Origin of the sequence: Frankia sp. QA3 (genome assembly GCF_000262465.1) — a bacterium.
GTDB lineage: Bacteria > Actinomycetota > Actinomycetes > Frankiales > Frankiaceae > Frankia.
In genome coordinates this window covers 5,975,980-5,998,779 of sequence record NZ_CM001489.1, presented here as the reverse complement: position 1 = coordinate 5,998,779, position 22,800 = coordinate 5,975,980, and the positions used below count along the sequence as shown (strand labels likewise).

Below are 22,800 nucleotides of genomic sequence, written 5' to 3'. Positions count from 1 at the left end.
AAGCGGCCAACCCGCACGCGGCGCTACGCAGATGATCAGGACTTGCGCCCCCAGTCACCGGACGTCCGCTCTGCCCGGAGATCGACGGTGGCGTTCCACACGCTCCCGTGCTTTGCTTGTAAGCAACATCGACGTAGCTGAAAGCATCCGGTCAACACCGGACAGTCCGATAGCGGAGAGCGATTCCGCATGACAGTAACAATAAGAAACAGCAAGGTAACGTAGCGAAGTTGTCCCGGCCCGGGAAAGCCCGAAGCCGCCAGACCGCCGGAGCCGGCCGTACCCAACCCGCGTCCCATCGGGACGGTCGCCTGCCAAGGCGGTCGTCCCCACGGCCCGGCGCCATCCGGCGGCCGTCGACCACGCGGTCGACCACGCCGCCGACGAACGCGACACGCATCGGAACCGACACGCATACAGGAGGACGGCCAGAAGATGAACACCGTCGACAACGACGATCTCCTACCAGAGCCCCGGCCGATCACCGGGGGGCGGCCCGGCTCCCTCGCCGAGGTGGTAACCGTCCATGACGGCCTGGTGGTGCGGCACGAGCTGGTCCTGGCGCCGGGAGCCACCGCGGCCGACCTGACGACCGCCATGATCCTCGTTCCGCCCACGGCCTGCCTGGTCAGCCACCACGGCGACGTCGACGTCGCCCTGGTGTTCCAGGAGGTCTCCCGCGACGGGCGGCCCGAGCCCGGCGCCGACCCACTGCCCCACCGCCGAGGCCTGCCTCACCGCTGACCGGCCCGATCGGCCGCCCGGCCGAGCACCGGCACGAGCCCGGCGCGGGGACCCCGAGCGGCACCTCAGGGTGCCCGTGCCGGGCCGACCTGCCCGTCCCGATGGCCCCGCAGCTCGGCGCAGGCAATATCGTGGCGTGGTGGCTGTACTCACCCCCCGTGCGACCGACTTCCCGCGCTGGTACCAGGACGTGCTCGCAAAGGCCGAGCTGGCCGACAACGGCCCCGTCCGCGGGACCATGGTCATCCGACCGTACGGCTACGCGATCTGGGAACGTATGCAGGCGGATGTGGACGCCCGGATCAAGGCCGCGGGCGCGGTCAACGCCTACTTCCCGCTGTTCATCCCGGAGAGCTACCTGCGCCGGGAGGCCGAGCACGTCGAGGGCTTCAGCCCCGAGCTCGCCGTGGTCACCATCGGCGGCGGCAAGGAGCTGGAGGAGCCGGTGGTGGTGCGGCCGACCAGCGAGACCATCATCGGCGAGTACCTGGCCAAGTGGACCCAGAGCTACCGCGACCTGCCGCTGCTACTCAACCAGTGGGCCAATGTGGTCCGCTGGGAGCTGCGTCCCCGGCTGTTCCTGCGCAGCAGCGAGTTCCTCTGGCAGGAGGGGCACACCGCGCACGTCGACGAGGCCGAAGCCGCCGCCTACGCTCGCCGGATCGCGCTGGAGGTCTACCGCGACTTCCTCACCGAGGTGCTCGCCATCCCGGTGTTCATCGGCACGAAGACCCGCAAGGAGCGCTTCGCCGGCGCCACGAACACCATGACCTGCGAGGGCATGATGGGCGACGGCAAGGCCCTGCAAATGGCGACCAGCCATGAGCTGGGGCAGAACTTCGCCCGGGCCTTCGACATCGACTTCCTCGGCGCGGACGGCGCGAAGCACCTGGCCTGGACGACGTCCTGGGGCAGCTCGACCCGGATGGTCGGCGGCCTGATCATGGCGCACGGCGACGACAACGGCCTGCGCATCCCGCCCCGGCTCGCGCCGACCCAGGTCGTGGTGCTGCCGGTGCGCGACGACGAGACCGTCGTCGCGAAGGCTCGCGAGATCGGCTCGGCGCTCACCGACGCCGGCCTGCGGGTGCAGGTCGACGCCCGCCCGGGGCTGTCCTTCGGTCGCCGGGTCACCGACGCCGAGATCAAGGGCATTCCGGTGCGGGTCGAGGTCGGCCCGCGCGACCTGGCCGCCGGGAACGTGACCCTGGTCCGCCGGGACACCTCGACGAAGACGCCGGTGCCGCTGGCGGAGGCGGCCGCCCGGGTCCCGGCGCTGCTCGACGAGGTGCAGGCCAGTCTGTACGCCGAGGCCCTGGCCCTGCGCGAGAGCCGGACGGCGGACGTCACCACGGTCGCGGACGCCGCGCAGGCGGCGCAGACCGGCTTCGCCCGGATCCCGTGGCGCCTCGTCGGCGAGGAGGGTGAGGCGCGCCTCGCCGAGGACGCCCTGACCGTCCGCTGCCTGCAGACGCCCGACGGCGAGATCCCCCCTGCCGGCGGCGACCCCGACGACCTGGTCTGCCTGATCGCGCGCTCCTACTGACCGCGGCCCGCGGTCCGCGGCGCCACCACCACCCCCGTCCGGCGCACCGGATCGGGGGTGGTTTGGTGACGGGGTGGGCCGGCGGGTGACGCAGGGGCGCTAGCCGAAACGGGTTATCGGCTTTGCGGCCCTTCGGCTCGTTTGCTAACGTCACCAATGTCCGACCTGCCCGAAATCGTCCTTATTTATTCTGTCTTTCGCGCACGCAGAACAGGTAGCATGCTCCGACAAGACGAATTCGAGCAGCTTATTGCCCGGAAACTGGGTCTCGCCGACTCGGCGGTCGCCGGTGGCAGCCGGCTCCACGAGGACCTCGGGCTGGATTCCTTCCGGCTCCTGGAACTCTGCCTGTACGTGATTGAGCTCGGAGTCGACCTCTCCGAGGCGAACTGGCTGGAAATCGAGACCGTCGACGAGCTGTACAGCCGCTATCGCGCCGGCCCGCCCACCGCGGACACCCGGGCGCAGGGCGCTGCACCAGCGGGGGTTGGCGTCGGTGGACGACCGCTCGACGGGCCCGCCGGCCTCGCCGGGCGGGGGATGACCGGCGCCGAAGCCGCGGCCACAGCCGGGACCGCCGGCGCGCTCGCGCTGCCGCCGCCGCGGTTCGCCGGGCGGTTCCTGCGGCTGATGCCGGTGCTGCCGGCGTCGACGCCGTTCCTGTACGAGCTTGCGGTGACACCCGAGATCGGCTTCCGCTGGCGCTACCGGGGCTCGGTGCCGTCGTACCCGCAGTTCGAGCAGGAGCTGTGGCAGGGCGTCCTGACCCAGTTCGTGATCGAGTCGATCGAGACGGCCCGGCCGGTCGGCCACGCGATCTGCTACAACCCGGAGTTCGCGCTGGGGTACGCGTACGTGGGCGCGGCGATCTCGGCCGACTACACCGGTTCGGGTCTGGCCGTCGAGGCCCTGGACCTGTTCGTGCGTTACGTCTTCGACATCTGGCCGTTCCGGAAGCTGTATTTCGAGGTGCCGGAATTCAACTACCCGCAGTTCGCGGGGGCCGACCGGGGCAACTCGGCCGGTGGAGCGCTCGAAATCGAGGGACGGCTGCGCAAGCACGACTTCTATCGCGGCCGCTACTGGGACCGTCTCATTCTCGCCGTCTACCGGGACAGCACGGACGGCGACGCCCGATAACGGGATCGTCCGTCGGAAGAGGGCCGTCGAAAATGGTTTATCTGCTGGATCGCATGAGGCGTGCGAGCACCGGTCCGAACACGGTGACCTTCCTCGCGCCGGACGGCGGTCGACGGGTCGGCTGGGGGGAGCTCTACGGGGACGCCTGCCGCGTCGCCGCCGGCCTGCAGTCGCGCGGGGTCGGGCCGGGCCGTCCGGTCGTCATCCTCGCCGACACGTCGCAGGAGACGATCACCGCGGCGATGGCGGCGTGGCTCGCGGGCGGCAGCCTCACGATGGCCCCCACCCCCGCCCGCACCGTCGACCTGGCCCGGTACCTCGCCGACACCCGCGACCGGTTCGACTCGCTCGGCGAGCCGCTCGTGCTGGTCGGCGCGCCGTGGGAGGACGCGGTGCCCGCGCTGTCCGGCGGGGCCGGGCGGGTGATCCCGCTGGCCGAGGCGGTCGGCTCCCCGCCGGCGACGCCGTGGCGCCCGCCCATGCTGACCGCGGACGCCCCCGCGATCCTGCAGCTGACCAGCGGCACCACCGGCGCGCCGAAGATCGCCCGGATCAGCCATGGCAACCTCGCGGCGAACGTCGAGGGCATCCGGGTGGCGACCAGCCACGAGACGGTGCACGGCCGGATGCTGTCCTGGCTGCCGCTGTCCCACGACATGGGGCTCATCGGCGGGTTCATCCTGCCGATGGCGTGCGGCCGCTGCGACGCGCTGCTGTCCTCGCCCGCCGATTACCTGGCCAGGCCGGCGAGCTGGATGCAGCTGATCTCCCATCACCGCGCCACCAACACGGTCGGACCCAGCTCCGCCTACGCCGTCGCGGCCCGGCTGCTGCGCACCGGCCCCCGGCTGGACCTGTCCTGCCTGGCCTACGCGCTGTGCGGCGGGGAGCCGATCGATCCCGCGATCGTCGACGACTTCCTCGACGCCGCGGGCGACCACGGCTTCCACCCGGCCGCCTTCATGCCCGCCTACGGGCTCGCGGAGGCCACGGTCGCGGTCACGTTCTCCGCGGTGGGACGCGGGCCGCGCTACGACACGGTCGACGCGGATGCCCTGGCCGCGGGCACGGCCCGGTTCGTGCCCCCCGAACCGGGCGACCCCGGCGTGCGCACGAGGCGGCTGGCGCTGCTCGGCGAGCCGATCCCCGGCCTGTCGGTCCGCGTCGTCGACCCGGACGCGGGCGGGGTCCTGGCCGAGCGGAAGGTCGGCGAGGTCCAGGTCCGCGGTACCTCGGTGGCCGCCTCCTACCATGACGATCCCGAGTCGGCGGCGGCGCTGCGCGCCCGCGACGGGTGGCTGGCCACCGGCGACCTCGGCTACCTCACAGGCGGGGAACTCGTCGTCTGTGGTCGCCGCAAGGACGTCATCATCCTCGGCGGCCGCAACATCTACCCCGAGGAGGTGGAGCGGGCCGCGGCCCGGGCCGAGGGTGCCCGCGCTGGCAACATCGTCGCGTTCGGCTACCCCCGCCCCGGCCACCTCGGCGCGGAGGGCCTCGCCGTGGCCGTCGAAACCCGTGGGGCCGATCCCGCCGCGTTGAAGAGCGCCGTCGCCGAGGAGATCCGCGCCGCACTCGGGGTGATCCCGCACGCGGTGGTGGTGCTCGAGCCGGGCTCGGTGCCGAAGACCCCCTCCGGAAAGCTGCAACGGGCCGAGGCCCGGCGGAGGTTCGCCCCGTGAGCCCCCAGCCCGCCGCGCGACACGACGCGCACAGCGTCGGGGCGGGCAGCGACGCCGCCACGGCCGAACGGCTCGCCGCCCTGGCCGACGGCCTCTACGCCGCCTGGGCGGAGGCTGCGGTGTCCCGGCGCGACGAGCTGCTCGCCGCCTGCTGCATCCCCGCGGTGACCTACGCCAACCCGCTCGGCGAGGCGGCCGGCATCATCGAGTTCGCCGATCTCATCGGCGAGTTCCTCGCGCCCTACCCGGGGCATCGCCCGGTGCGCACCAGCGGGGTCGACGTGCACCACCGATGCGCCCGCTGGGAGTGGGGGCTGCGCAACGGCATCGGGCAGATCGTGCTGGTGGGCCTCGACGTCGTCACCTTCACCGAGAGGCCGCGCCTCGCGACCATCACCACCTTCTTCGGGCCGCCACCGCGGCAGGTCTACTCCTTCGGCGCGGCACCGGCCTGAAGCCCTGACCCATCCCGCGCCGGCGTCAGCCGCGCGCCACCGACCCCTTCCGCTCCCTTCCGCCCAGATCCCCAACTCCCCACCTGGAGGAAACCTTGCCCAGCACCCGCGCAGCACTGCGGACCGCGGCCGTCGGCGCGACGGGAGCCGTGGCGGCGAGCCTGTTCGGCGCCGCCCCCGCCGCCGCGTCCACCCCGATCCAGGGGACCGGCTGCACCGTCACCGCCTGGCCGCCCACCGGTGGATCGACGATCTTCGGAAACGGCGGCATCACCTGTTACGGCCAGCCCTCCGGCAACATGCAGATCAGCAACCAGCTCCGGAAATACGCGAACGGGCAGTGGACGTCCGTCGGGACCCCCGTCAAAAAGTCGTTCTGGGGTAGTTCCGGCATCGGCGACGGCACCTCGGTGCCCTGCACCTTCAGCGGCCAGGCGCAGTTCAAGACCGTGACCACCGGCACCGCGGACGGCATGTCCGTCACGGACACCTCCCCCGCCGCGACCTACTCCTGCTACTGATCCACTGCCGCTGGCCAACCACCGCCGCTGAGCCCGGCGCCGGTACCGGCCCGGCTCCGGCCGGCGGTGTACGCCCGCCAGACGTACACCGCCGGCCGGAGCAGCTACAAAGATCGGTCTGCTGGCCGGCGTCCGGATGGATGTGCGCATGCCCGGCATGGATGCCGATCAAGGCGACCGGCGCCGCCGGTGGCGGGGCGGCGGCGCGGATCGCCGGCTCGACCGGCTGACCGAACGGGAACGGGACGTGCTGGGCGAGGTCGCCGCCGGGCTGTCCAACGCGCCGGATCGCCGCGCACCTGGTCCGTGTCGGAGGCGACCGTGAAGACCCACGTCGGGAGAATCCTGACAAAACTCGAACTACGGGACCGGGTCCAAGCCGTCGTCTCCGCCGGTGAAACAGGAATGGTGCGGCCTACCGCCAACCCGCCGCGGCGGAAACAGTACCCGCGGCGCCGACCAGCGGCAAGCGTTGGCGCATCCGGGGACCGGGCCGGGCGCGACCGGTGGCTACACCGTCGTTTCGGCGGGACTCACCAGCGCATCGGAATCCGACTTCCCGCCCGTGGTGTCGATGACGGTCCCCCGGTGTTCACCCCGGCAGATCGCCGTCATCGCGCCCTGCTGCTCGATGTCGAAGATATGCAGCGGGATACCGAAGTCACGGGCCAGAATGAATGCCGACTGATCCATGACCCGCAGACCCCTGCTGATCACCTCGTCGTAGCTGAGGTGGGAGAATCGCTGGGCGTCCGGGTTGATCTTCGGGTCGCTGTCGTAGACGCCGTCGACGCCGTCCTTGGCGGCGAGCACCGCGTCCGCGCCCAGCTCCAGCGCGCGCTGCACCGCCGGGTAGTCCGTGGTGAGGAAGGGCTGGCCGTTCCCGCAGGCGAGAATGACCGTCGCCCCCTTCTCCAACAGGTGCACGGCCCGCAGCCGGATATAGGGCTCGGCCACCGCCGGGACCGGGACCGCCGTCATCACCCGCAGGTTGTCCTCCCCGAGGGCGGTCAGTTTGCCCCGCAGCAGCAGGCTGTTGATGACGGTGCCGAGCATCCCGATGTTGTCGGCCTCGACCCGGTCGATCCCCCACCGGTCCGACTGGTTGCCGCGGAAGAGGTTTCCACCGCCGACGACGATCGCCACCTCGACCCCGGACTGACGCACCGCGATGATTTCCCGGGCGAGATGTTCCAGCGCATTGGAGTCGAAGCCGAATTCGGCGGAACCGGCGATCGCCCGGCCACTTAGTTTTACGACCACTCGACGGTATTTGGCCACAGTCTCCCGCTTCCCCTTTTCCATCGTGCGATCTTAACGTAGCCGGGCCAATGATCGATCATGCGCCCAGGAAGTACTGGGTACACGGTAGAGCACCCGACTCCCGGCACCGCACCATGACCTGCCGGCCACGAAAACGACCTGTGCCGGCCGCCACGGGTCAGGAGTCGGCGGGAGTATGCCCGGCCGCGGCGGCTTCGCACCGCCCCACCACGGACTGCGGCGCCACCGCCGGCCTGCCACCGCCGACCCGCCGCGGCGGCCCCGGCCGCAGCGCCCCGGCGGCCCGCCTGCGCGCAATCCACGCATCGACGGCGCTGGGGTCTGGTCGCCGGGACATGGTTGGCGAGGGCAGACACGGACGAGCCCTGACCATCTATTGGATGATCAGGGCTCTGGTAGTGCAACCGCTGGTCGGGGTGGCGGGATTCGAACCCACGACCTCTTCGTCCCGAACGAAGCGCGCTACCAAGCTGCGCCACACCCCGCGACCGAGATGAAGCATACCCGACGGACCCGTGGTTCCGGGCGGGGGGTGGCCACGGGTTCGGCCGGACGTCAGGCCGGGACCGCGGTCAGGCAGAGCAGAGTCGCCTCGGGACGGCAGCCGAGGCGCACCGGCGCGAAGGGTGAGGTCCCCAGCCCCGGGGACACGTGCAACCAGGACGCTGCGGCGGCGGTCACGTGGCGGGACAGCCCGCGAACCCGGGACCGGTCGAGCCCGCAGTTACTCACCAGCGCCCCGATCCCGGGCAACCGGATCTGGCCGCCGTGGGTGTGGCCCGACAGGATGAGCCCGACGCCGTCCGCGGTGAATGCGTCGAGCACCCGGGGCTCCGGCGTGTGGGACAGGCCGAGCGCGAGCTGCGTGCCGGGCTCCGGCGGGCCCGCCACGAGGTCGGGCCGGTCGCGGCGCAGCCGGGCGTCGTCGACCCCGCGCACGTCGATCCGGCAGCCGCCGGCCGCGAGGACGGCCCGGGTGTTGGTCAGCTCCGTCCAGCCGCTCGCCGCGGCCAGGTCCTTGGCGAGGCCCGCCCAGTCCAGCGGGGCGCCGGTCGGCTCGGCCTCGTCGGAGCGGCGCAGGTAGCGGTGCGGGCTGGTCAGCGTGGGGACAAAGTAGTCGTTGTTCCCGGGGACGAACACGCCCGGGAACGAGTACAGCGGCTCCAGCGCGGCGAGCAGTGGGCCGCGGGCGTCCTCGGCGCTGAGCACGTCGCCGGTGAGGACGACCAGGTCGGGGACCAGCCGGGCCAGCTCCGACAGCCAGGCGAGCTTGTCCCGCTGGCGCGCCGTGACATGCAGGTCGGACATGTGCAGCACGCGTAGCGGGCGCGAGCCGGCGGGGAGCACGGGGATCGACACCCGGCGCAGCGTGTAGGCGCTGCGCTCGTACAGCGCGCCGTAGGCGAGCGTGACCGCCCCGGCCGCCGCGACCGACACCCCGAGCCCCGCGACCGCGCGCGCCACCCGGCGACGCCGGCCACCCGCCGTCACCCCGCCCGACGCTGCGCTCGCCACCCCGACACTCGCCACCCCCGCACTCGCCACCACGACCTCCTCGTGCCCCGGCGCCTCCGGCGTCGATGCCGGCGGGCCATCCGCCTCCGGGAGCCGCCCCGGCCGCGTCAGTACCTCCCAGCGCGCCCGACGGTCCCACCGCGTCGGAGGTACCACTCCCGGGGCGGCGGCGCGCCACGGGCCGCGCACCACAGTCTCATCCCCGGTTCGCCGCGGCCGGGCGCCACCCCGGCCGTCGCACCGCCGTGGCCAGGCGTGACCAGGTCACCCGCGGACCATAGGCTTCGTTGACTATGAGCACCCCCACGGAACGGAGCACGCTGCACCAGCGGCTCCGCGCCGACCTGACCACCGCGATGAAGGCCCGCGACGAGCTGCGGACGTCCACCCTTCGACTGGCGCTGGCCGCCGTGAAGGACGCGGAGGTCGCCGGCGCCGCCGCCCGCGTCCTCGACGACGCGGAGGTCTCGAAGGTCCTGACCCGCGAGGTGAAGAAGCGGCGGGAGGCGGCCGACGCCTACGCCGCCGCCGGCCGCGCCGAACAGGCTGACCGGGAACGCGCCGAGGGCGAGGTGCTGGGCGAGTACCTGCCCCGCCAGCTCGGCGACGACGAGCTGGCCGCCATCATCGACCGCGTGCTCGCCGAGCTGGGCCTGTCCGGGCCGAAGGCGATCGGCCCGGCGATGAAGTCCGTGCAGGCCGCCGTGGCCGGCCGGGCCGAGGGCGGCCGGGTGGCCGCGATGGTGAAGGCCAGGCTCGCTGGCGGCTGACCGCCGCGGTCTGCCGCCGCCAGGCCGACGCCGACGGGTGCCGACGCCGACGGGTGCCGACGCCGACGGGTGCCGACGCCGACGGCTACCGACGCCGGGGTGAGCCGACGCCGGGGTGAGCCGACGCCGGGGTGAGCCGACGCCGGGGTGAGCCGACGCTGCCGGGCCGGCTCAGGCGCCGCGGCGCTGCACGCGGTTGCGGCGCTGCCCGCCGAGCCAGGCCAGCGGGCCGTTCCCGGGGCCGGCCGGCGCGCCGAGCTGCTCGCGCGGGTTCGCGCCGAAGATGCCCGGCGGGACGGGCTGGCCCAACCCCGCCGGCGGCGAACCCCCGGGCAGCACCGGTGCGCCGGTCAGCCCACCGGAGATCGCCAGCTTGATCTCCGTGTTGAGGGAGACCGGGCCGCCGGGCGCCGGGGACATGTTCACCACCGTCCCGGGGGCGGCCGGTGCGGGGACCGGCTGCGACGAGACGTGGAAGCCGAGCTGGACGAGCGTCTGCTCGGCCACCTGCTGCGGCTGGCCGAGCACGTTCGGCAGGACCTTCGTCGGCACCTGCGGCTGGGTGGCGTCCGGCGCCGGCAGCGGCTCGACCGGCAGGCCGAGACCGTTGATCGTGCGGATCATGGTCCGGGACCACACCTGCGCCGGGTAGCCGCCGCCGAAGACGTCGCGGCCGAGCACCTTGGTCAGCGGATGCGAGGTCGGCCCGCGCGGGTCGGCGAGGGTGACCGCCGCGGCGAGCTGCGGGATGTACCCCGCGAACGACGCGGTGCTGAAGCCCTCGGCGGTGCCCGTCTTACCGGCGGCCGGCCGGCCGATCTGCCCGTTGCCGCTGGCGGTCCCGTGGTTGATGACGCCCTGCAGCACGGCGCTCACCTGGTCCGCGATCTTCGGGTCGAGCACCTGCTGGCAGGGTGCGCCGGCGTTGAACGGCAGCGGCCGGTCGGCGCCGCCGACCCGCTGCGTGATCGCGAGGACGGTGCGCGGGTCGCACCGGCGCCCCCGCGCCGCCAGCGTCGAATAGGCGGTCGCCAGGTCCATCGTGCTGATTTCGTTGGAGCCGAGGATCGACGAGCCGTCGACGCGGCTGATCCCGTCGACCCCCTTGCATTCCGGATCGTCGTTGTTGTGCGGTCGGATCCGGCAGGAGGAGACACCCATACGGCGGGCGACCTCGGCCGTCTTCAACACGCCCAGCTTCTCGGCGAGCTGAATGTAATAGGTGTTGACCGATCCCCAGGTGGCGGTCGTCAGCGAGTAGAAACCGTCCTCGCTCGGGTCGGCGTTGCCGTAGCAGTTCTTGCGTTGCGGATCGGGGTTCGGGAAGACGTTGGAGTGATAGCAGACGGGGGCGTGCAGCGTCGTCGACAGCGGCAGACCGGACTCCAGGGCGGAGATCAGGGTGAACACCTTGTAGGTCGATCCCGGGGAGAAGGAGTCCTCGTCGACCGGGTAGATCTCCTTCGTGTGCACGAAATCCGTCGACAGGCTCGCCGGCTGGCCGTCGTCCGTCGCCCCGTACTCCCGGTTGATCGCGACGGCGAGCACCTGGCCCGTGCCCGGCTGCATCATCGCGACGCTCGCCGCCACCCGGTTGCCGATCGGGATGACCTCCGCGGCGGCCGACTGGGCGGCCTGCTCGGCGACCGGATCCAACGTCGTTCTGATGGTCAGGCCGCCCTCGAACAGCAGCCTGCGGGCGTCCGCCTCGGTGGGGGCGAAGGTTCTGTCGTTGAGGAGCTGCTGGCGGACCAGCGCGCAGAAGAACGGCGCGCCCGAGTCGGCGCACGCGTCGGCCGACCGCTCGGGACGGTCGAGCACCAGCTCGCTGTCGTGCGCCAGGCGAAAGTCGACCTGGCTGAGGTGATGCAGCTCCAGCATCCGGTCGAGCACCACGTTGCGCCGTTCCCGGGCCGCCTGCGGGTGCAGCACCGGATTGAAGGCGGTCGGGTTTTTCACCAGTCCGGCCAGGGTCGCCGCCTGCGGCAGGGTGAGCCGCTCCACGTCGACGTTGAAGTAGTGCTTCGCCGCGACCTGAATGCCGTAGGCGCCGTCGCCGAAATAGGCGATGTTGAGGTAGCGCTCGAGGATCTCGTCCTTGCTCAGGTGCGCCTCGAGGTAGAGCGCGTACCGCGCCTCCCGCAGCTTGCGCTGCACGGTCTGCTCGGTGGCGGTCTTCTTCTCCTCCGGCGTGGTGGCCGACATCAGCAGGACGTTCTTGACGTACTGCTGGGTCAGCGTGGACCCGCCCTGGGTCACCTCGCCGCTCTCCCGGTTGGTCAGATAGGCGCGGAGGAGGCCCTTGTAGTCCAGCCCGTTGTGTTCGTAGAAGCGCGAGTCCTCGATGTCGATGACGGCCTGGCGCATCACCTGGGGAACCCGGCTCAGCGGGACGACCTCGCGGTTCTGCTCGCCGGACAGGACGGCGATCTGGTTGCCGCGCGCGTCGAGGATGCGCGACGCCTGCGCGGGCGGGGGAACCGTGAGGTTCGCCGGCAGGTTCATGAAGTCGTCGGCGCTGTCCTTGACGGTCAGCCCCACCGCGCCGACCACCGGCAGCGCGAGCATGCCGACCAGCACTCCGGCCACCACGCTGAGCACAGCCACGCCGGCCAGCCGGCGAGCGGTCCGCCGCGCCCGGTGGCCCCTGGTGGCGTCCCGGCCGCCGGCGCCGCCCGGGCCAACCGAGCCGTTCGGGCCAACCGAGCCGTTCGCGGAGAACCCCGGACGGTAGAGGTCGCCGACCTCGCGGTCCCGCGCGGCACCGGTGGATGTCGGCCCGGCCGACGATGTCGGCCGCCGCCTCGGGGGCGGCCGCCGCCCAGAGGGCACCGGGTACCCAGGGGGCGTGGTCATCGGCGGACCTCCGTCCAGCCAGGCTGGGACACCAGTCGGAGCATACGGGCCAACATCTGATCAACCCTCCCCGCCCCGGGTGGGCAGTCCGGTAGAACCACGCTCGGATGGCCGCCCAAGCGGGTCGATAACGCCGTGACCTGGGACACCGCAATTCCGGCGGCGGGTGCCGTGGCCGGCCGCGCAGGGCGAGCCCCGGACGAGCGTGACGACCTCCACATCACCGCGCCCGGCGCAGGCCCGCCATGCCCACCAACGGGCTACCGGATTGGAGGGGGCCCTGCATGGGAGTTCCCATGTCAGCCGGACAACGGGACCATGGAAGAACTACTCGGTCCATGCAGCGATACGTGATTGTCACCCATCCGACATACGGTTGTCACAGACCGCACTACTGAGGCGATCCGGATCAATGGCCCGGACTAGTCATTTGGACAACCACCCGTGTGGGGTCTGTGCCGTGGCCACGCCACTCCGTACGGTTTCGGGTCAACGCCACGTCACCACCCGCACGGGCCCCCTGACCCGGACTCGAGAAGAAAGGCAGGTGGCATGACCAGAAGCCTGGCCCCCGCCGTCAGCACGACCCTGCGCGCCAACACGACCCGCCTCGTGGGTTCCACCGTCGACGGCGACTGGACGGCGCACGCCGCCTGTCGCGACCTCGACCCGGATGAGCTGTTCGTCCAGGGCGCAGCCCAGAACCGGGTGAAGACCCGTTGCTTCGGCTGCGCCGTCCGCACCGAGTGCCTCGCCGACGCCCTCGACAACCACGTCGAGTTCGGCGTCTGGGGCGGCATGACCGAGCGGGAGCGCCGCGCGCTGCTGCGTCGCCGTCCGGACGTCACGTCCTGGCGCAAGCTGCTCGCCGACGCCCAGGCTGATCATCGATCAGCGTCCGCCGGTTAGCCCGGACGGGGACGCCCCGCCCACCGTGCCGGCCCGGTCGACCACCCGGCCCGACACCACGAGGCAGCGCACCCGCCCGACAAACGCATGACCGGCACGGGCCTGCCAGCCCGTGACCCGCACCCGATTCCGCCCGAGGACAGCGTCGTCCCGGTTCGGAACGCAGTCCTCCCGCCGGCCGCTGCGGCCGCGTCAGCCGGCCCGCTCCAGCCGCTCGACCCGGGCCAGCGCGTAGCCGATCTCCCGCAGCCCCGCCAGGTCGTGCACATCCTCGGACAGCGCCTCCACCTCCACCAGCGGGGTGTCCGGATGGGCGCTGGTGAACCGATCCCGCAGCCGCGCCTCCCGGCTGGCCAGCCGCACCCGCTCGGCGTGGATGCGCAGCACCGCCGCCGCGAGTGGATGCTCCCCGTGCTCGTCGAGCTTCTCGGCGGCCGCCAGGCTGCGTTCGACGGTGAGCGCCACCGCGTCGCTGTGATGCATCCGGTTCACCACCAGCCCGGCCAGCGGCATCCCCTCCGCGTCGAGCCGGTCGACGAAGTACGACGCCTCCCGCAGCGCCGCCGCCTCGGGCGCGGCGACGACGACGAACGAGGTGCCGGGATTGCCGAGCAGGCGGTAGGTCTCCTCCGCCCGGGCCCGGAAGCCCCCGAACATCGTCTCCAGGGCGGCGACGAACTGGCTGAGGTCCATGAGCAGCTGGGCGCCGAGCACCTTGGTGATCACTCTGGTGAACATGCCGATGCCGGCGCCGAGCACCTTCGCGTAGGCCCGGCCGCCGGCCTTGGCGGGCGCGAGCAACAGCCGCAGCAGCCGCCCGTCGAGGAAGGTGCCCAGCCGCGTCGGCGCGTCGAGGAAGTCCAGGGCCGACCGGGTCGGCGGCGTGTCGACGACGATGAGATCCCACTCGCCGGTCGCGTCGAGCTGGCCGAGCTTCTCCATCGCCATGTACTCCTGCGTCCCGGAGAAGGAGGACGACAGCGACTGGTAGAACGGGTTCGCGAGCAGCGCCTCGGCCCGCTCGGGCGAGCTGTGCGCCAGGACGATCTCGTCGAACGTCCGCTTCATGTCGAGCATCATCGCGTCGAGGCGACCGCCGGCGGTGCCGTCGACCCCGGCCACCTCGCGCGGGGTGTTGTCGAGCGCGGTCAGGCCCAGCGACTGGGCGAGCCGGCGGGCCGGGTCGATGGTCAGGACCACCACGTCGCGCCCGCGCTCGGCGGCACGCAGCGCCAGCGCCGCGGCCGTGGTGGTCTTGCCGACGCCACCCGAGCCGCAGCAGACGATGATGCGCTCGGTGTCGAGCATCGCGTCGACGTCGAGCAGCGGCGCCCCCGCCGGGTGCGGCCGGACCCGGCGCGGCGCGGGCCCGACGGACCGGGCCGCCGACCCGGCGGAGCGGCGACGCGTGCCCTTCGCGCCGCTCGCCGCGCTGGTCGCCTTCGCCGGCTTCGCTGCGGATCTGCTCGACCGAGAACTCGTCTCGGCCTGCGGCCGGTCGTCGCCGGGCGTCGAATCCACGGCGCTCACCCCACCATCTGCTGCGCGCGCAGCATCTCCGCAAACCGGTAGATCGTGCCGACGTCAACCCCGTCCGCGACCAGCGGCACCTCGTACACCGGGCGGCCGAGCGCGGCGATCTCGGCCCGTTCGGCCGTCTCCAGCGCCACCCGGTCGGCGTGCTGGGACGCCTCCCAGGCCAGCGCGTCGACCAGTTCGCGGGTCGGTTCCAGGCCCGCCTCCTTGATCCCGGCGACGATCTCCTCCCGGTCGAGCTCACCCCGGCGGGCCAGCCGCGACTGGTTGACCTTCAACAGCGGCGAGCGGGCCATGTTGACGATCACTCCACCGAGCGGCAGCCCAACCCGGGTGAGCTCGGCGACGGCGTCCACGGTCTCCTGGACGGGCATCTCCTCCAGCAGCGTCACCAGGTGCACGGCGGCACGTTCGGGCCGCAGCACCGCCATCACGCTGTCGGCCTGCGCGCGGATCGGCCCCATCTTGGCCAGTCCGGCCACCTCGGCGGTCACGTTGAGGAAGCGAGAGATCCGGCCGGTGGGCGGCGCGTCGAGCACCACCGCGTCATAGGCGAGCCCTCCCGGACGGGTGGCGTCGGGGCGGTTGACCGCCTCCTTGACCTTGCCGGTGAGCAGCACGTCGCGCACCCCGGGCGCCACCGTCGTCGCGAAGTCCACCGCGCCGATCTTGCCCAGTGCCTTCCCGGCCCGGCGCAGGTTGTAGAACATCTCCAGGTATTCCAGCAGGGCCTCGTCCGCGTCGATCGCGAGCGCGAACACCTCCCCGCCGCCGGGCGCGCTGGCCACCTTGCGCTCCTGGTAGGGCAGCGGCGGGGTGTCGAACAGCTGCGCGATCTGCTGGCGGCCCTCGACCTCGGTGAGCAGGATCCGCCGACCGCCGGTCGCCAGCGCCACCGCGAGCGCGCCGGCCATCGTCGTCTTACCGGTTCCGCCCTTGCCGGTGACGATGTGCAGCCGCCGGTCCCACGGACCGCTCGCCTCGCCGTCCACGTCCTCGGTCACCGTGCGCTTGCCGCTCACACGCTTGACCGTACCCGCGCGCCCGGCCCTCGCCATGTCGGAAAGCGTGAGCTCCCGCGCGGCGGCCGCCTGGCGGGCCGGACGACCGCCGTCGTCCCCGGCGTCCGGGACCGTCCGCGGCGTCCGGCGACGGCCGCTTCGCCGCCGGCGGGACGAGGTGTCCGGGGCCGCCGACCGGATGCTCTAAGGTCCGGTGTCATGCAGACGAAGTGGGAGTACTTCACGGCCCCGTTGCTGATCCACAACACCAAGCAGATCCTCGACACCTTCGGCGAGGACGGGTGGGAGCTGGTTCAGGTCATCCCCGCTCCCACGAACCCCGAGGGCCTCGTCGCCTACTTCAAGCGGCCCAAGGGCCAGTCCTGACATGGCCAGCCCGAGCGCCCGCCTGGCCGGGCTGGGACTGACGCTGCCGCCGGTGGCGAGTCCGGCAGGCGCCTACGTCCCCGCGATCCGCGACGGCGATCTGGTCTGGACCGCCGGGCAGCTGCCGATCGTGGACGGGCGGCTGGCCGTCACCGGCCTGGTCGGCGAGGCGGTCGACGCCGAGCAGGCGGCGTCGCTGGCCCGGATCGCGGCGCTCAACGCGCTGGCGGCCGTCGCCGCGCAGGCCGGCGGCCTGGACGGGATCGTCCGGATCGTGAAGCTGGTCGGGTTCGTCGCGAGCGCCGCCGGGTTCACCGCCCAGCCGGCGGTCCTCAACGGGGCGAGCGAGCTGTTCCTCGACGTCTTCGGCGACGCCGGCCGACACGCCCGCTCGGCGGTCGGGGTCGCCGCGCTGCCGCTGGGCGCTCCGGTGGAGCTCGAGGTGGTAGCCCGGGTGACCGCCGCCGGAGACTGAGCGGACCCGCCGCGGCCCGGGCGGCGAGGCCCGGCCTCGATCGGCAACGGCTGCCGGTGGTCGTCACTAGCATCTGACCCATGGTCGATCACAAGGCTGCCCTGCTCGCCCGGCTGCAACGGTCGCTGGTCGTCGTCCGCGACCCCGCCGCTCCCGCTGCCGGGGCGGGGTCGCCGCGGCCGTCGGCGGGCTCGGCGGCGCCCGTGCGCGACGCCGCCACGGTCGTCCTGCTGCGCGACGCGCCGGGCGGTCGTGGCATCGAGGCGTACCTGCTGCGGCGGGTGGCGGGGATGGCCTTCGCCGGCGGGATGTACGCCTTCCCCGGCGGTCGGGTGGACCCGACCGACATGGGGCCCGACGTGCCCTGGGCCGGCCCACCGGTCACCGAGGTGATGCACGCGCTGGACGCGGACCCGGCACTCGCCCGGGCGCTGGTGTGCGCCGCGGTGCGCGAGACCTTCGAGGAGTGCGGCGTCCTGCTGGCCGGCGCGGTCACGCCGGGCCCGGCCGGCAGCACGGCCGCCACGGAGATCCTCGACGAGGCGGCCCGCGCCGAGGCGCGCCGGGCGCTGGAACGCCACGAGCTCGGGCTGAGCGAGCTGCTGCGCCGCCACGCCCTGGCGCTGCGGGCCGACCTGCTCGCGCCCTGGGCCCGGTGGGTCACCCCGGAGATCGAGCCGCGGCGCTATGACACCCGGTTCTTCGTCGCGGCCCTGCCCGGCGGGCAGTCCCCCGACCAGCCCTCCCGGGAGGCCGACCGGATGGAGTGGATGCGGCCCGCCGACGCGCTCGAACGACATGCCGCCGGCGCGTTGGGCATGCTGCCGCCCACCGCGTTCACGCTGGCCGAGCTGTGCGAGCACGACGACGTCGCGTCGGTCCTGGCCGCCGCGCACGCCCGCGACCTGTCCCCGATCATGCCGAAGATCCTCGTCAGCGGCGGGGAGGCGCACATGCTGTTGCCGCACGACGAGGCGTACGACCCGCCGGGCGCCGCCGGAGCGGCCGGCCCGCCCGACGGCGTCGGCTGACGACCGTCGGGACACGGGTCCGGCGAGACCGGGCGACAGCGGGGCGGACCAGCGGTAAGGCTGCCTTCATGACGACTCCTCGACAGGTCACCCCGCTGGCCGCGGTGCTGCTCGCACCGAACCCGGGTCCGATGACGCTGGACGGCACCAACACCTGGCTCCTGCGCGCCGCCGGCGAACAGGGGTGCGTGGTGGTGGATCCCGGGCCCGACGACGCTGGACATCTGGCGGCGGTGGCGGCCGCCGGACGCGTCGAGCTGATTCTGCTCACCCACGGTCACGCCGACCACAGCGCCGGCGCCGCCGCGTTGCACCGGCTCACCGGCGCCCCGGTCCGCGCGCTGGACCCGGCGCACCGGCTCGGCTCGGAGGGGCTCACCGCCGGCGACGTGATCGCGACCGCGGGGATCGAGCTGCGCGTGCTGCCCACCCCCGGCCACACCTCGGACTCGCTGTCGTTCCTGCTGAGCGGGGACGACCGCCCGGCGCCGGGCTCCCACGCGGACGCCGACGGCACCGCCGGCCTGCCGTCCGGACCGGGGGTGCTGACCGGGGACACGATTCTGGGCCGTGGCACCACCGTCGTCGCCCACCCCGACGGCCGTCTCGGCGACTACCTCGACAGCCTGCGGCTGCTGCGTGAGCTGGGGGAGACCACGGTGCTGCCGGGGCATGGCCCGGAGCTGCCCGCCGCCGGCCGCGCCGCGGAGCACTACCTGGCTCACCGCCAGGCCCGCTTGGACCAGGTCCGCCGCGCGCTGGCGGACGCCGGGGTCGACGCTGTCGAGGCCGACCCCGCCGACGTGGTCCGCCGGGTCTACGCGGACACCGACCGGGCGCTGTGGTTCGCGGCCGAGCTTTCTGTCAGGGCCCAACTGGACTACTTGCGGCAGCATCCCGACATCCCCTGAACGAGCCAGGCACTTCAGGTTGGTCCCGGTGGACGCGGCCCGTGACATATCCTCGCGGCGGCCGCAACCGGGGCCACCCGTTCGCACCCGGATGACATCGGGCCTGGCCTGGGGCCCGCCGGCCCTCCCGCGGGCCGCTGACCAGGCAGATTATGGTGCCGGCCCAGGGACGGACGGCACCCGATCGAGCCCGGCGGTACCCGACGGCGGAGCCCGGACGACCCCGGTACCACCCGGAGGCACCGACGCGGCCGCGGCCGGTCACCCGACGGGAGGGGATCCCGGGAAGGAGACCCAGACCACTAAACTCTGGCGCGGAGGGAACCGATCGTGCGCAGGATGACGACTTCGACCAGCCGGAGGCCGAGCGGCCGGTCCGGGGCGGCCCGTGGCCACCCGGTCGGGCGAGACGCGGCACCGGTGACGTCCCTACCCCGGGAGGCCCACAGATGAGGGTGCCCGCGCGATCCCCACGTCCCGGACCGCGGCCATGGTGATCACCCCACCGCACACGGGGCCGCTGCGCTGTCCCCGGTGCGGCTCGGCGGCCGTCCCCGGCGGGCGGTTCTGCTACAGCTGCGGCCTGGAGTTCACCCCCGCCGAAGCCCCGGCGTCCGAGGTCCCGGAACGGCGCGTCGTCACCGTGCTGTTCGGCGACCTGTCCGACTTCACCGGCTGGGCCGAGGACCGCGACCCGGAGCGCGTCGGCGAGATGACCGACCGGGTGCTCGCCGCGCTGGCCCATGAGATCGACGAGGTCGGCGGGCGCGTCGACAACCTCACCGGCGACGGCATCATGGCCGTGTTCGGTGCGCCGACCGCCCACGAGGACGACCCGGAACGCGCCGTGCGGGCCGCCGCCGCGATGCAGGAGACCGTCCGCCGGCTGGTGCAGGACACCGCGGGCGACAGCGCCGAGGGCCGCCTCGGCCTGCGAGTCGGGATCAACACCGGCGAGGTCCTGGCCGGGGTGCAGGCGGCCATCTCGTACACGGTCATCGGCGACACGGTGAACACCGCGGCCCGGCTGTCGGCCGCGGCCACGATCGGCACCGTGTACGCGGGCCGCGAGACGGTGCTGGCGACCCGGTCGGTGGCGAGCTGGCGAGAGCTGCCCGACCTCGTCCTCAAGGGCAAGCGGGAACCGGTGCCGGCGTACGAGCTGATCAGCCTGCGCCCCTCCAACGTCGCCCGGCCGGGGCTCGCCGACGACGCGCCGTTCCTCGGCCGCGACGCGGAGCTGGCCGTCCTGGAGACGCTGTTCGCCGAGGTCGTCACCCGGCGCTCGCCGGAGGTCGCGCTGATCGTCGGCGAGGCCGGAATCGGCAAGACCCGGCTGGCCAGCGAGCTGGCGAGCCGCGCGGAGCGCACGCCCGGCACGGTGGCGCTGTGGGGACGCACGGTCCGCCACGGCGACGGCCGCGGGCTCGCGCCCCTCGTCGACGTCGTGCGCAACGCCTGCGGCGTCACCGACGGCGACTCGCTCGACCGGGTGGCCGACCGGGTCCGGCGCACCGTGGCGGGGCTGTCCCATCCCCTCACCGGAGCGCGGCTGCCCGCCGGCATCGCGGACCGGTTACTCCTGCTGCTCGGCGTGCCCCTGGACCGGCGGTCCACCATCCCGGCCACCACCCCGGGTGACCCGGCGGCCCGCGCATCGCACATCGAGGAGGCCGAACAGCGCGCCGTGGAGGCGACGGTGGAGGCCGTCGCGCTGCTGCTCAGCGCGCTGGCGCGCTCCGGGCCCATCCTGGTGCTGATCGACGATCTGGAGTGGGCGACGAGCCAGCTCAGCGATGCGGTGAGCCGGCTTGCGTCGCGCCTGTCCGGGCCGGTGCTGCTCGTCCTGCTAGACCGGGCCGGGCCGCGCCTGGCCACCCTGCCGCGGATCCGGCGCATCGACCTGCAGCCGCTGAGCACGCAGGCGTCCGGCCTGCTGCTGCAAAGCCATCTGCGGGGCAAGACGCTGGAACCGCAGACCCGCGACGACCTGCTCGCCCGGGTACACGGCAACCCGTTCTTCCTCGTCGAGCTGCTCAACCTCCTCATCGACCGGCGGCTGCTGCACCCGTCGGACGGCACCGGCGACGGCGACCAGGCCGAGCTGGTGCTCGACGGCTCGCTGGCCGAGACCCCGCTGCCCGCCGGTGTGCAGTCCGTGCTCGCCGCCCGCATCGACGATCTGGACCCGGTCGGCAAGGCGGTGCTGCGGGCCGCGGCGGTGCTCGGCCGGCGCTTCCCCGCCGAGGCGCTGCCGATGGTCGACGAGCGGCCGGCCGAGGAGGTCACCCGGGCGCTGGAGGTCCTGACCGAACGCCAGCTCGTCCGCCCACCGCGGGCGGCCGAGACCCGCTGGCGCTTCGTCCATCCGATGGCCCGGGACGTGGCCTACGCCGGCCTGCCGAAGGTCGAACGGGCCCGCCGGCACGCCACGGCCGCCCGCTGGGGCGTCACGGCGATGATCGGCAGCTCCCGCTCGGTGTCGACCTTCGTCGCCGGCCACGCCCTGCGCGCCTATGATCTGGCCGCCTCGATGGGCCTGCCGCCTGGCGACCCGGCCTGGTCGTCCCGGATGTCCGGTTTCCATGCGCATGTCCGGCTGGCCCGGGCGGCGCTCGCCCGCGACGACCACCGGGCCGCGGCCGACCTGCTCGCCCATGCCCGCCGGCTCGGCCGGGGCATGATCGATACGCAGGAGGACAACGTCGTCCGGGTGCTGCACGCCGAGGCCCTGGTAGGGCTGCGTCACCTCGACGAGGCCGAGCGCACCCTGCGCCCGGCGCTGCGGGCGGGTGCGCCCGCCCGGCGGGCTGCCGCCTTCTCCGTGCTCGGGGAGCTGCGACAGAAGCAGGGCCGGGCCGAGGAGGCGGCCCAGTGCCTGCTCACCGCGCTGGAATCGGCGCGCCAGGCCGGGGACGAGCGGGCCACGGCCGCGGCGCTGCGCCGGCTCGGCATGCTGGAGTACAACGCCGGCCGGATCGGTGCGGCCGAGGAGCGGTATCGCGAGGCCCTCGCGATCGCCCGGCAGGTCGACGACCCGCGCGGGGTCGGCTGGGCGCTGCAGCACCTGGCCTGGAGCGCCACCACCCGCGGGGACTACCCGCGGGCCGAACGGACGCTGCGTGAGGCGTCCGCCGTGTTCGAACGGCTGGAGGACACCGGCGGGCTCGGCTGGTGCCGGGGCACGGAGGCACTGGTACTCCTGCTGTCCGGCCAGCTCACTCGGGCCCGCAAGCTCACCCGCGAGCTGATCGAGATCGCGGGTTCCGTGGGCGAGCAGTGGGGCATGGGCGTCTGCCTGACCGTGGACGCGATCGCCGCGGCGGAGCTGGGGGACATCACCGCCGCCGAGTCCCACGCGCAGCGGGCCACGGAGCTGTTCGAGAGCTCCGAGTACACGTGGGGATCGATGCTGGTGCTGGTCGCCAGGGGGCTCGCCGCCCGCGGCGCGGGAGAACCGGCCCGCGGGGCGCGGTACCTGGAGCAGGCCTGCGACCAGGCCGCCGAGCGCGGCCACGTGGTCGTCGGCGCCCTGGCGCGGGTGCTGCTCGGGCTGACCCTGCTCGACGCCGGCGAGGTCGACAAGGCCGCGCAGGCCGCCGAGATCGCCCTCACCGACCTCGAGCACCTGGAACTACACCCGCACGCCCAGCTCGGGGCGAAGGTGCTCGTCGCCCAGATCGCCCGCGCCCGCGGCCGGACCAAGGCCGCGCTGGACCTGCTGCGGGAGGCGCTGTCGGCGAGCGAGCCGGCGACGTTGATGTTCCCCCGCCGGCAGGCGTACGCGCACCTCGCCGGCATCCTGCTGGACGCGGGGCAGCCGGCCGAGGCACTCGAGGTCGCCCGGCGCGCGATCGCCGTGGACGCCGAGGACGTCCGTGCCCAGGTGCTGGGATACCGGGCGCTGGGCACGGCACTCGTGGCCAACGGCGATCTCGAGGGCGGCCGCAGCGCCTACCTGCGGGCGCTGGCGGCGGCGACCGCGACCGGGGCCGTCAGCGAGGCGCCGCAGACCCGGCGGTTGTTGGCCAGCCTGC

Annotated in this window: 18 protein-coding genes, 1 tRNA gene and 1 pseudogene; 14 read left to right on the top strand and 6 right to left on the bottom strand. The window is 73.4% G+C overall.

Features of this window, described 5'->3' with window-relative positions:
- Nucleotides 1-435: 435 nt before the first annotated feature.
- The 7 genes and pseudogenes from FRAQA3DRAFT_RS24625 to FRAQA3DRAFT_RS37620 form a co-directional block, all read left to right on the top strand.
- Nucleotides 436-744, top strand: coding sequence for a hypothetical protein (locus tag FRAQA3DRAFT_RS24625; RefSeq protein ID WP_009741765.1), 309 nt, complete (start codon nucleotides 436-438; stop codon nucleotides 742-744).
- Between the two features lie 139 nt (nucleotides 745-883).
- Nucleotides 884-2,290, top strand: coding sequence for a proline--tRNA ligase (gene proS, locus FRAQA3DRAFT_RS24620; RefSeq protein ID WP_035923443.1), 1,407 nt, complete (start codon nucleotides 884-886; stop codon nucleotides 2,288-2,290).
- 219 nt (nucleotides 2,291-2,509) lie between these two features.
- Nucleotides 2,510-3,430 (top strand): acetyltransferase, encoded by a 921-nt coding sequence (locus FRAQA3DRAFT_RS24615; RefSeq protein ID WP_009741763.1) that lies wholly within the window; start codon nucleotides 2,510-2,512, stop codon nucleotides 3,428-3,430.
- Between the two features lie 53 nt (nucleotides 3,431-3,483).
- A complete protein-coding gene (locus tag FRAQA3DRAFT_RS24610; RefSeq protein ID WP_232291741.1) occupies nucleotides 3,484-5,112 on the top strand; it encodes a long-chain-fatty-acid--CoA ligase in 1,629 nt (542 codons plus the stop codon).
- Nucleotides 5,109-5,567: a hypothetical protein gene (locus FRAQA3DRAFT_RS24605; RefSeq protein WP_009741761.1), complete on the top strand. Its 459-nt coding sequence runs from the start codon at nucleotides 5,109-5,111 to the stop codon at nucleotides 5,565-5,567. The genes FRAQA3DRAFT_RS24610 and FRAQA3DRAFT_RS24605 overlap by 4 nt, the downstream gene beginning before the upstream one ends.
- A gap of 95 nt (nucleotides 5,568-5,662) precedes the next feature.
- Nucleotides 5,663-6,088, top strand: coding sequence for a hypothetical protein (locus FRAQA3DRAFT_RS24600; RefSeq protein WP_009741760.1), 426 nt, complete (start codon nucleotides 5,663-5,665; stop codon nucleotides 6,086-6,088).
- Nucleotides 6,089-6,290: 202 nt separating this feature from the next.
- Nucleotides 6,291-6,505 (top strand): annotated as a pseudogene (locus tag FRAQA3DRAFT_RS37620) (response regulator transcription factor); the annotation flags it as partial.
- 93 nt (nucleotides 6,506-6,598) lie between these two features.
- On the opposite strand, the gene pyrH reads toward FRAQA3DRAFT_RS37620, so the two are convergent.
- The 3 genes from pyrH to FRAQA3DRAFT_RS24585 all read right to left on the bottom strand — a co-directional run bounded on the left by pyrH (nucleotide 6,599) and on the right by FRAQA3DRAFT_RS24585 (nucleotide 8,836).
- Nucleotides 6,599-7,393 carry a UMP kinase gene (pyrH, locus tag FRAQA3DRAFT_RS24595; RefSeq protein ID WP_009741759.1) on the bottom strand — a complete coding sequence of 265 codons (795 nt, stop codon included), beginning with the start codon at nucleotides 7,391-7,393 and terminating at the stop codon, nucleotides 6,599-6,601.
- A gap of 387 nt (nucleotides 7,394-7,780) precedes the next feature.
- Nucleotides 7,781-7,857, bottom strand: a tRNA-Pro gene (locus FRAQA3DRAFT_RS24590).
- Between the two features lie 70 nt (nucleotides 7,858-7,927).
- Nucleotides 7,928-8,836 (bottom strand): metallophosphoesterase, encoded by a 909-nt coding sequence (locus tag FRAQA3DRAFT_RS24585; protein WP_369809476.1) that lies wholly within the window; start codon nucleotides 8,834-8,836, stop codon nucleotides 7,928-7,930.
- Nucleotides 8,837-9,180: 344 nt separating this feature from the next.
- Here FRAQA3DRAFT_RS24585 and FRAQA3DRAFT_RS24580 point away from each other — a divergent pair, with 344 nt between their 5' ends.
- Entirely contained in the window at nucleotides 9,181-9,657 is a 477-nt protein-coding gene (locus FRAQA3DRAFT_RS24580) for a GatB/YqeY domain-containing protein (RefSeq protein ID WP_009741757.1), read from the top strand.
- Nucleotides 9,658-9,828: 171 nt separating this feature from the next.
- On the opposite strand, the gene FRAQA3DRAFT_RS24575 is transcribed toward FRAQA3DRAFT_RS24580, so the two are convergent.
- Nucleotides 9,829-12,513, bottom strand: coding sequence for a penicillin-binding protein (locus tag FRAQA3DRAFT_RS24575; RefSeq protein ID WP_009741756.1), 2,685 nt, complete (start codon nucleotides 12,511-12,513; stop codon nucleotides 9,829-9,831).
- Nucleotides 12,514-13,065: 552 nt separating this feature from the next.
- Here FRAQA3DRAFT_RS24575 and FRAQA3DRAFT_RS24570 point away from each other — a divergent pair.
- Nucleotides 13,066-13,422: a WhiB family transcriptional regulator gene (locus tag FRAQA3DRAFT_RS24570; protein WP_009741755.1), complete on the top strand. Its 357-nt coding sequence runs from the start codon at nucleotides 13,066-13,068 to the stop codon at nucleotides 13,420-13,422.
- A 192-nt stretch (nucleotides 13,423-13,614) separates the two neighbouring features.
- Here the strand turns inward: FRAQA3DRAFT_RS24570 and FRAQA3DRAFT_RS24565 are convergent, their stop codons facing one another.
- A complete protein-coding gene (locus FRAQA3DRAFT_RS24565; RefSeq protein ID WP_198286969.1) occupies nucleotides 13,615-14,952 on the bottom strand; it encodes an ArsA-related P-loop ATPase in 1,338 nt (445 codons plus the stop codon).
- Nucleotides 14,949-16,016: an ArsA-related P-loop ATPase gene (locus FRAQA3DRAFT_RS24560; RefSeq protein WP_009741753.1), complete on the bottom strand. Its 1,068-nt coding sequence runs from the start codon at nucleotides 16,014-16,016 to the stop codon at nucleotides 14,949-14,951. Before FRAQA3DRAFT_RS24560 ends, FRAQA3DRAFT_RS24565 begins: the two co-directional genes overlap by 4 nt.
- 162 nt (nucleotides 16,017-16,178) lie before the next feature.
- Between FRAQA3DRAFT_RS24560 and FRAQA3DRAFT_RS34270 the strand changes: the two genes are divergently transcribed.
- The 5 genes from FRAQA3DRAFT_RS34270 to FRAQA3DRAFT_RS24540 all read left to right on the top strand — a co-directional run.
- Entirely contained in the window at nucleotides 16,179-16,346 is a 168-nt protein-coding gene (locus FRAQA3DRAFT_RS34270; RefSeq protein ID WP_009741752.1) for a DUF4177 domain-containing protein, read from the top strand.
- A 1-nt stretch (nucleotide 16,347) separates the two neighbouring features.
- A complete protein-coding gene (locus tag FRAQA3DRAFT_RS24555) occupies nucleotides 16,348-16,821 on the top strand; it encodes a RidA family protein (RefSeq protein WP_009741751.1) in 474 nt (157 codons plus the stop codon).
- Nucleotides 16,822-16,901: 80 nt separating this feature from the next.
- Complete coding sequence (locus FRAQA3DRAFT_RS24550; protein WP_009741750.1) at nucleotides 16,902-17,852, top strand: NUDIX hydrolase; 951 nt, start codon at nucleotides 16,902-16,904, stop codon at nucleotides 17,850-17,852.
- 68 nt (nucleotides 17,853-17,920) lie between these two features.
- Nucleotides 17,921-18,763 (top strand): MBL fold metallo-hydrolase, encoded by an 843-nt coding sequence (locus tag FRAQA3DRAFT_RS24545; protein WP_009741749.1) that lies wholly within the window; start codon nucleotides 17,921-17,923, stop codon nucleotides 18,761-18,763.
- Nucleotides 18,764-19,253: 490 nt separating this feature from the next.
- Nucleotides 19,254-22,800 (top strand): adenylate/guanylate cyclase domain-containing protein (locus tag FRAQA3DRAFT_RS24540; protein ID WP_009741748.1); only part of this gene is annotated, 3,547 nt, incomplete at its 3' end.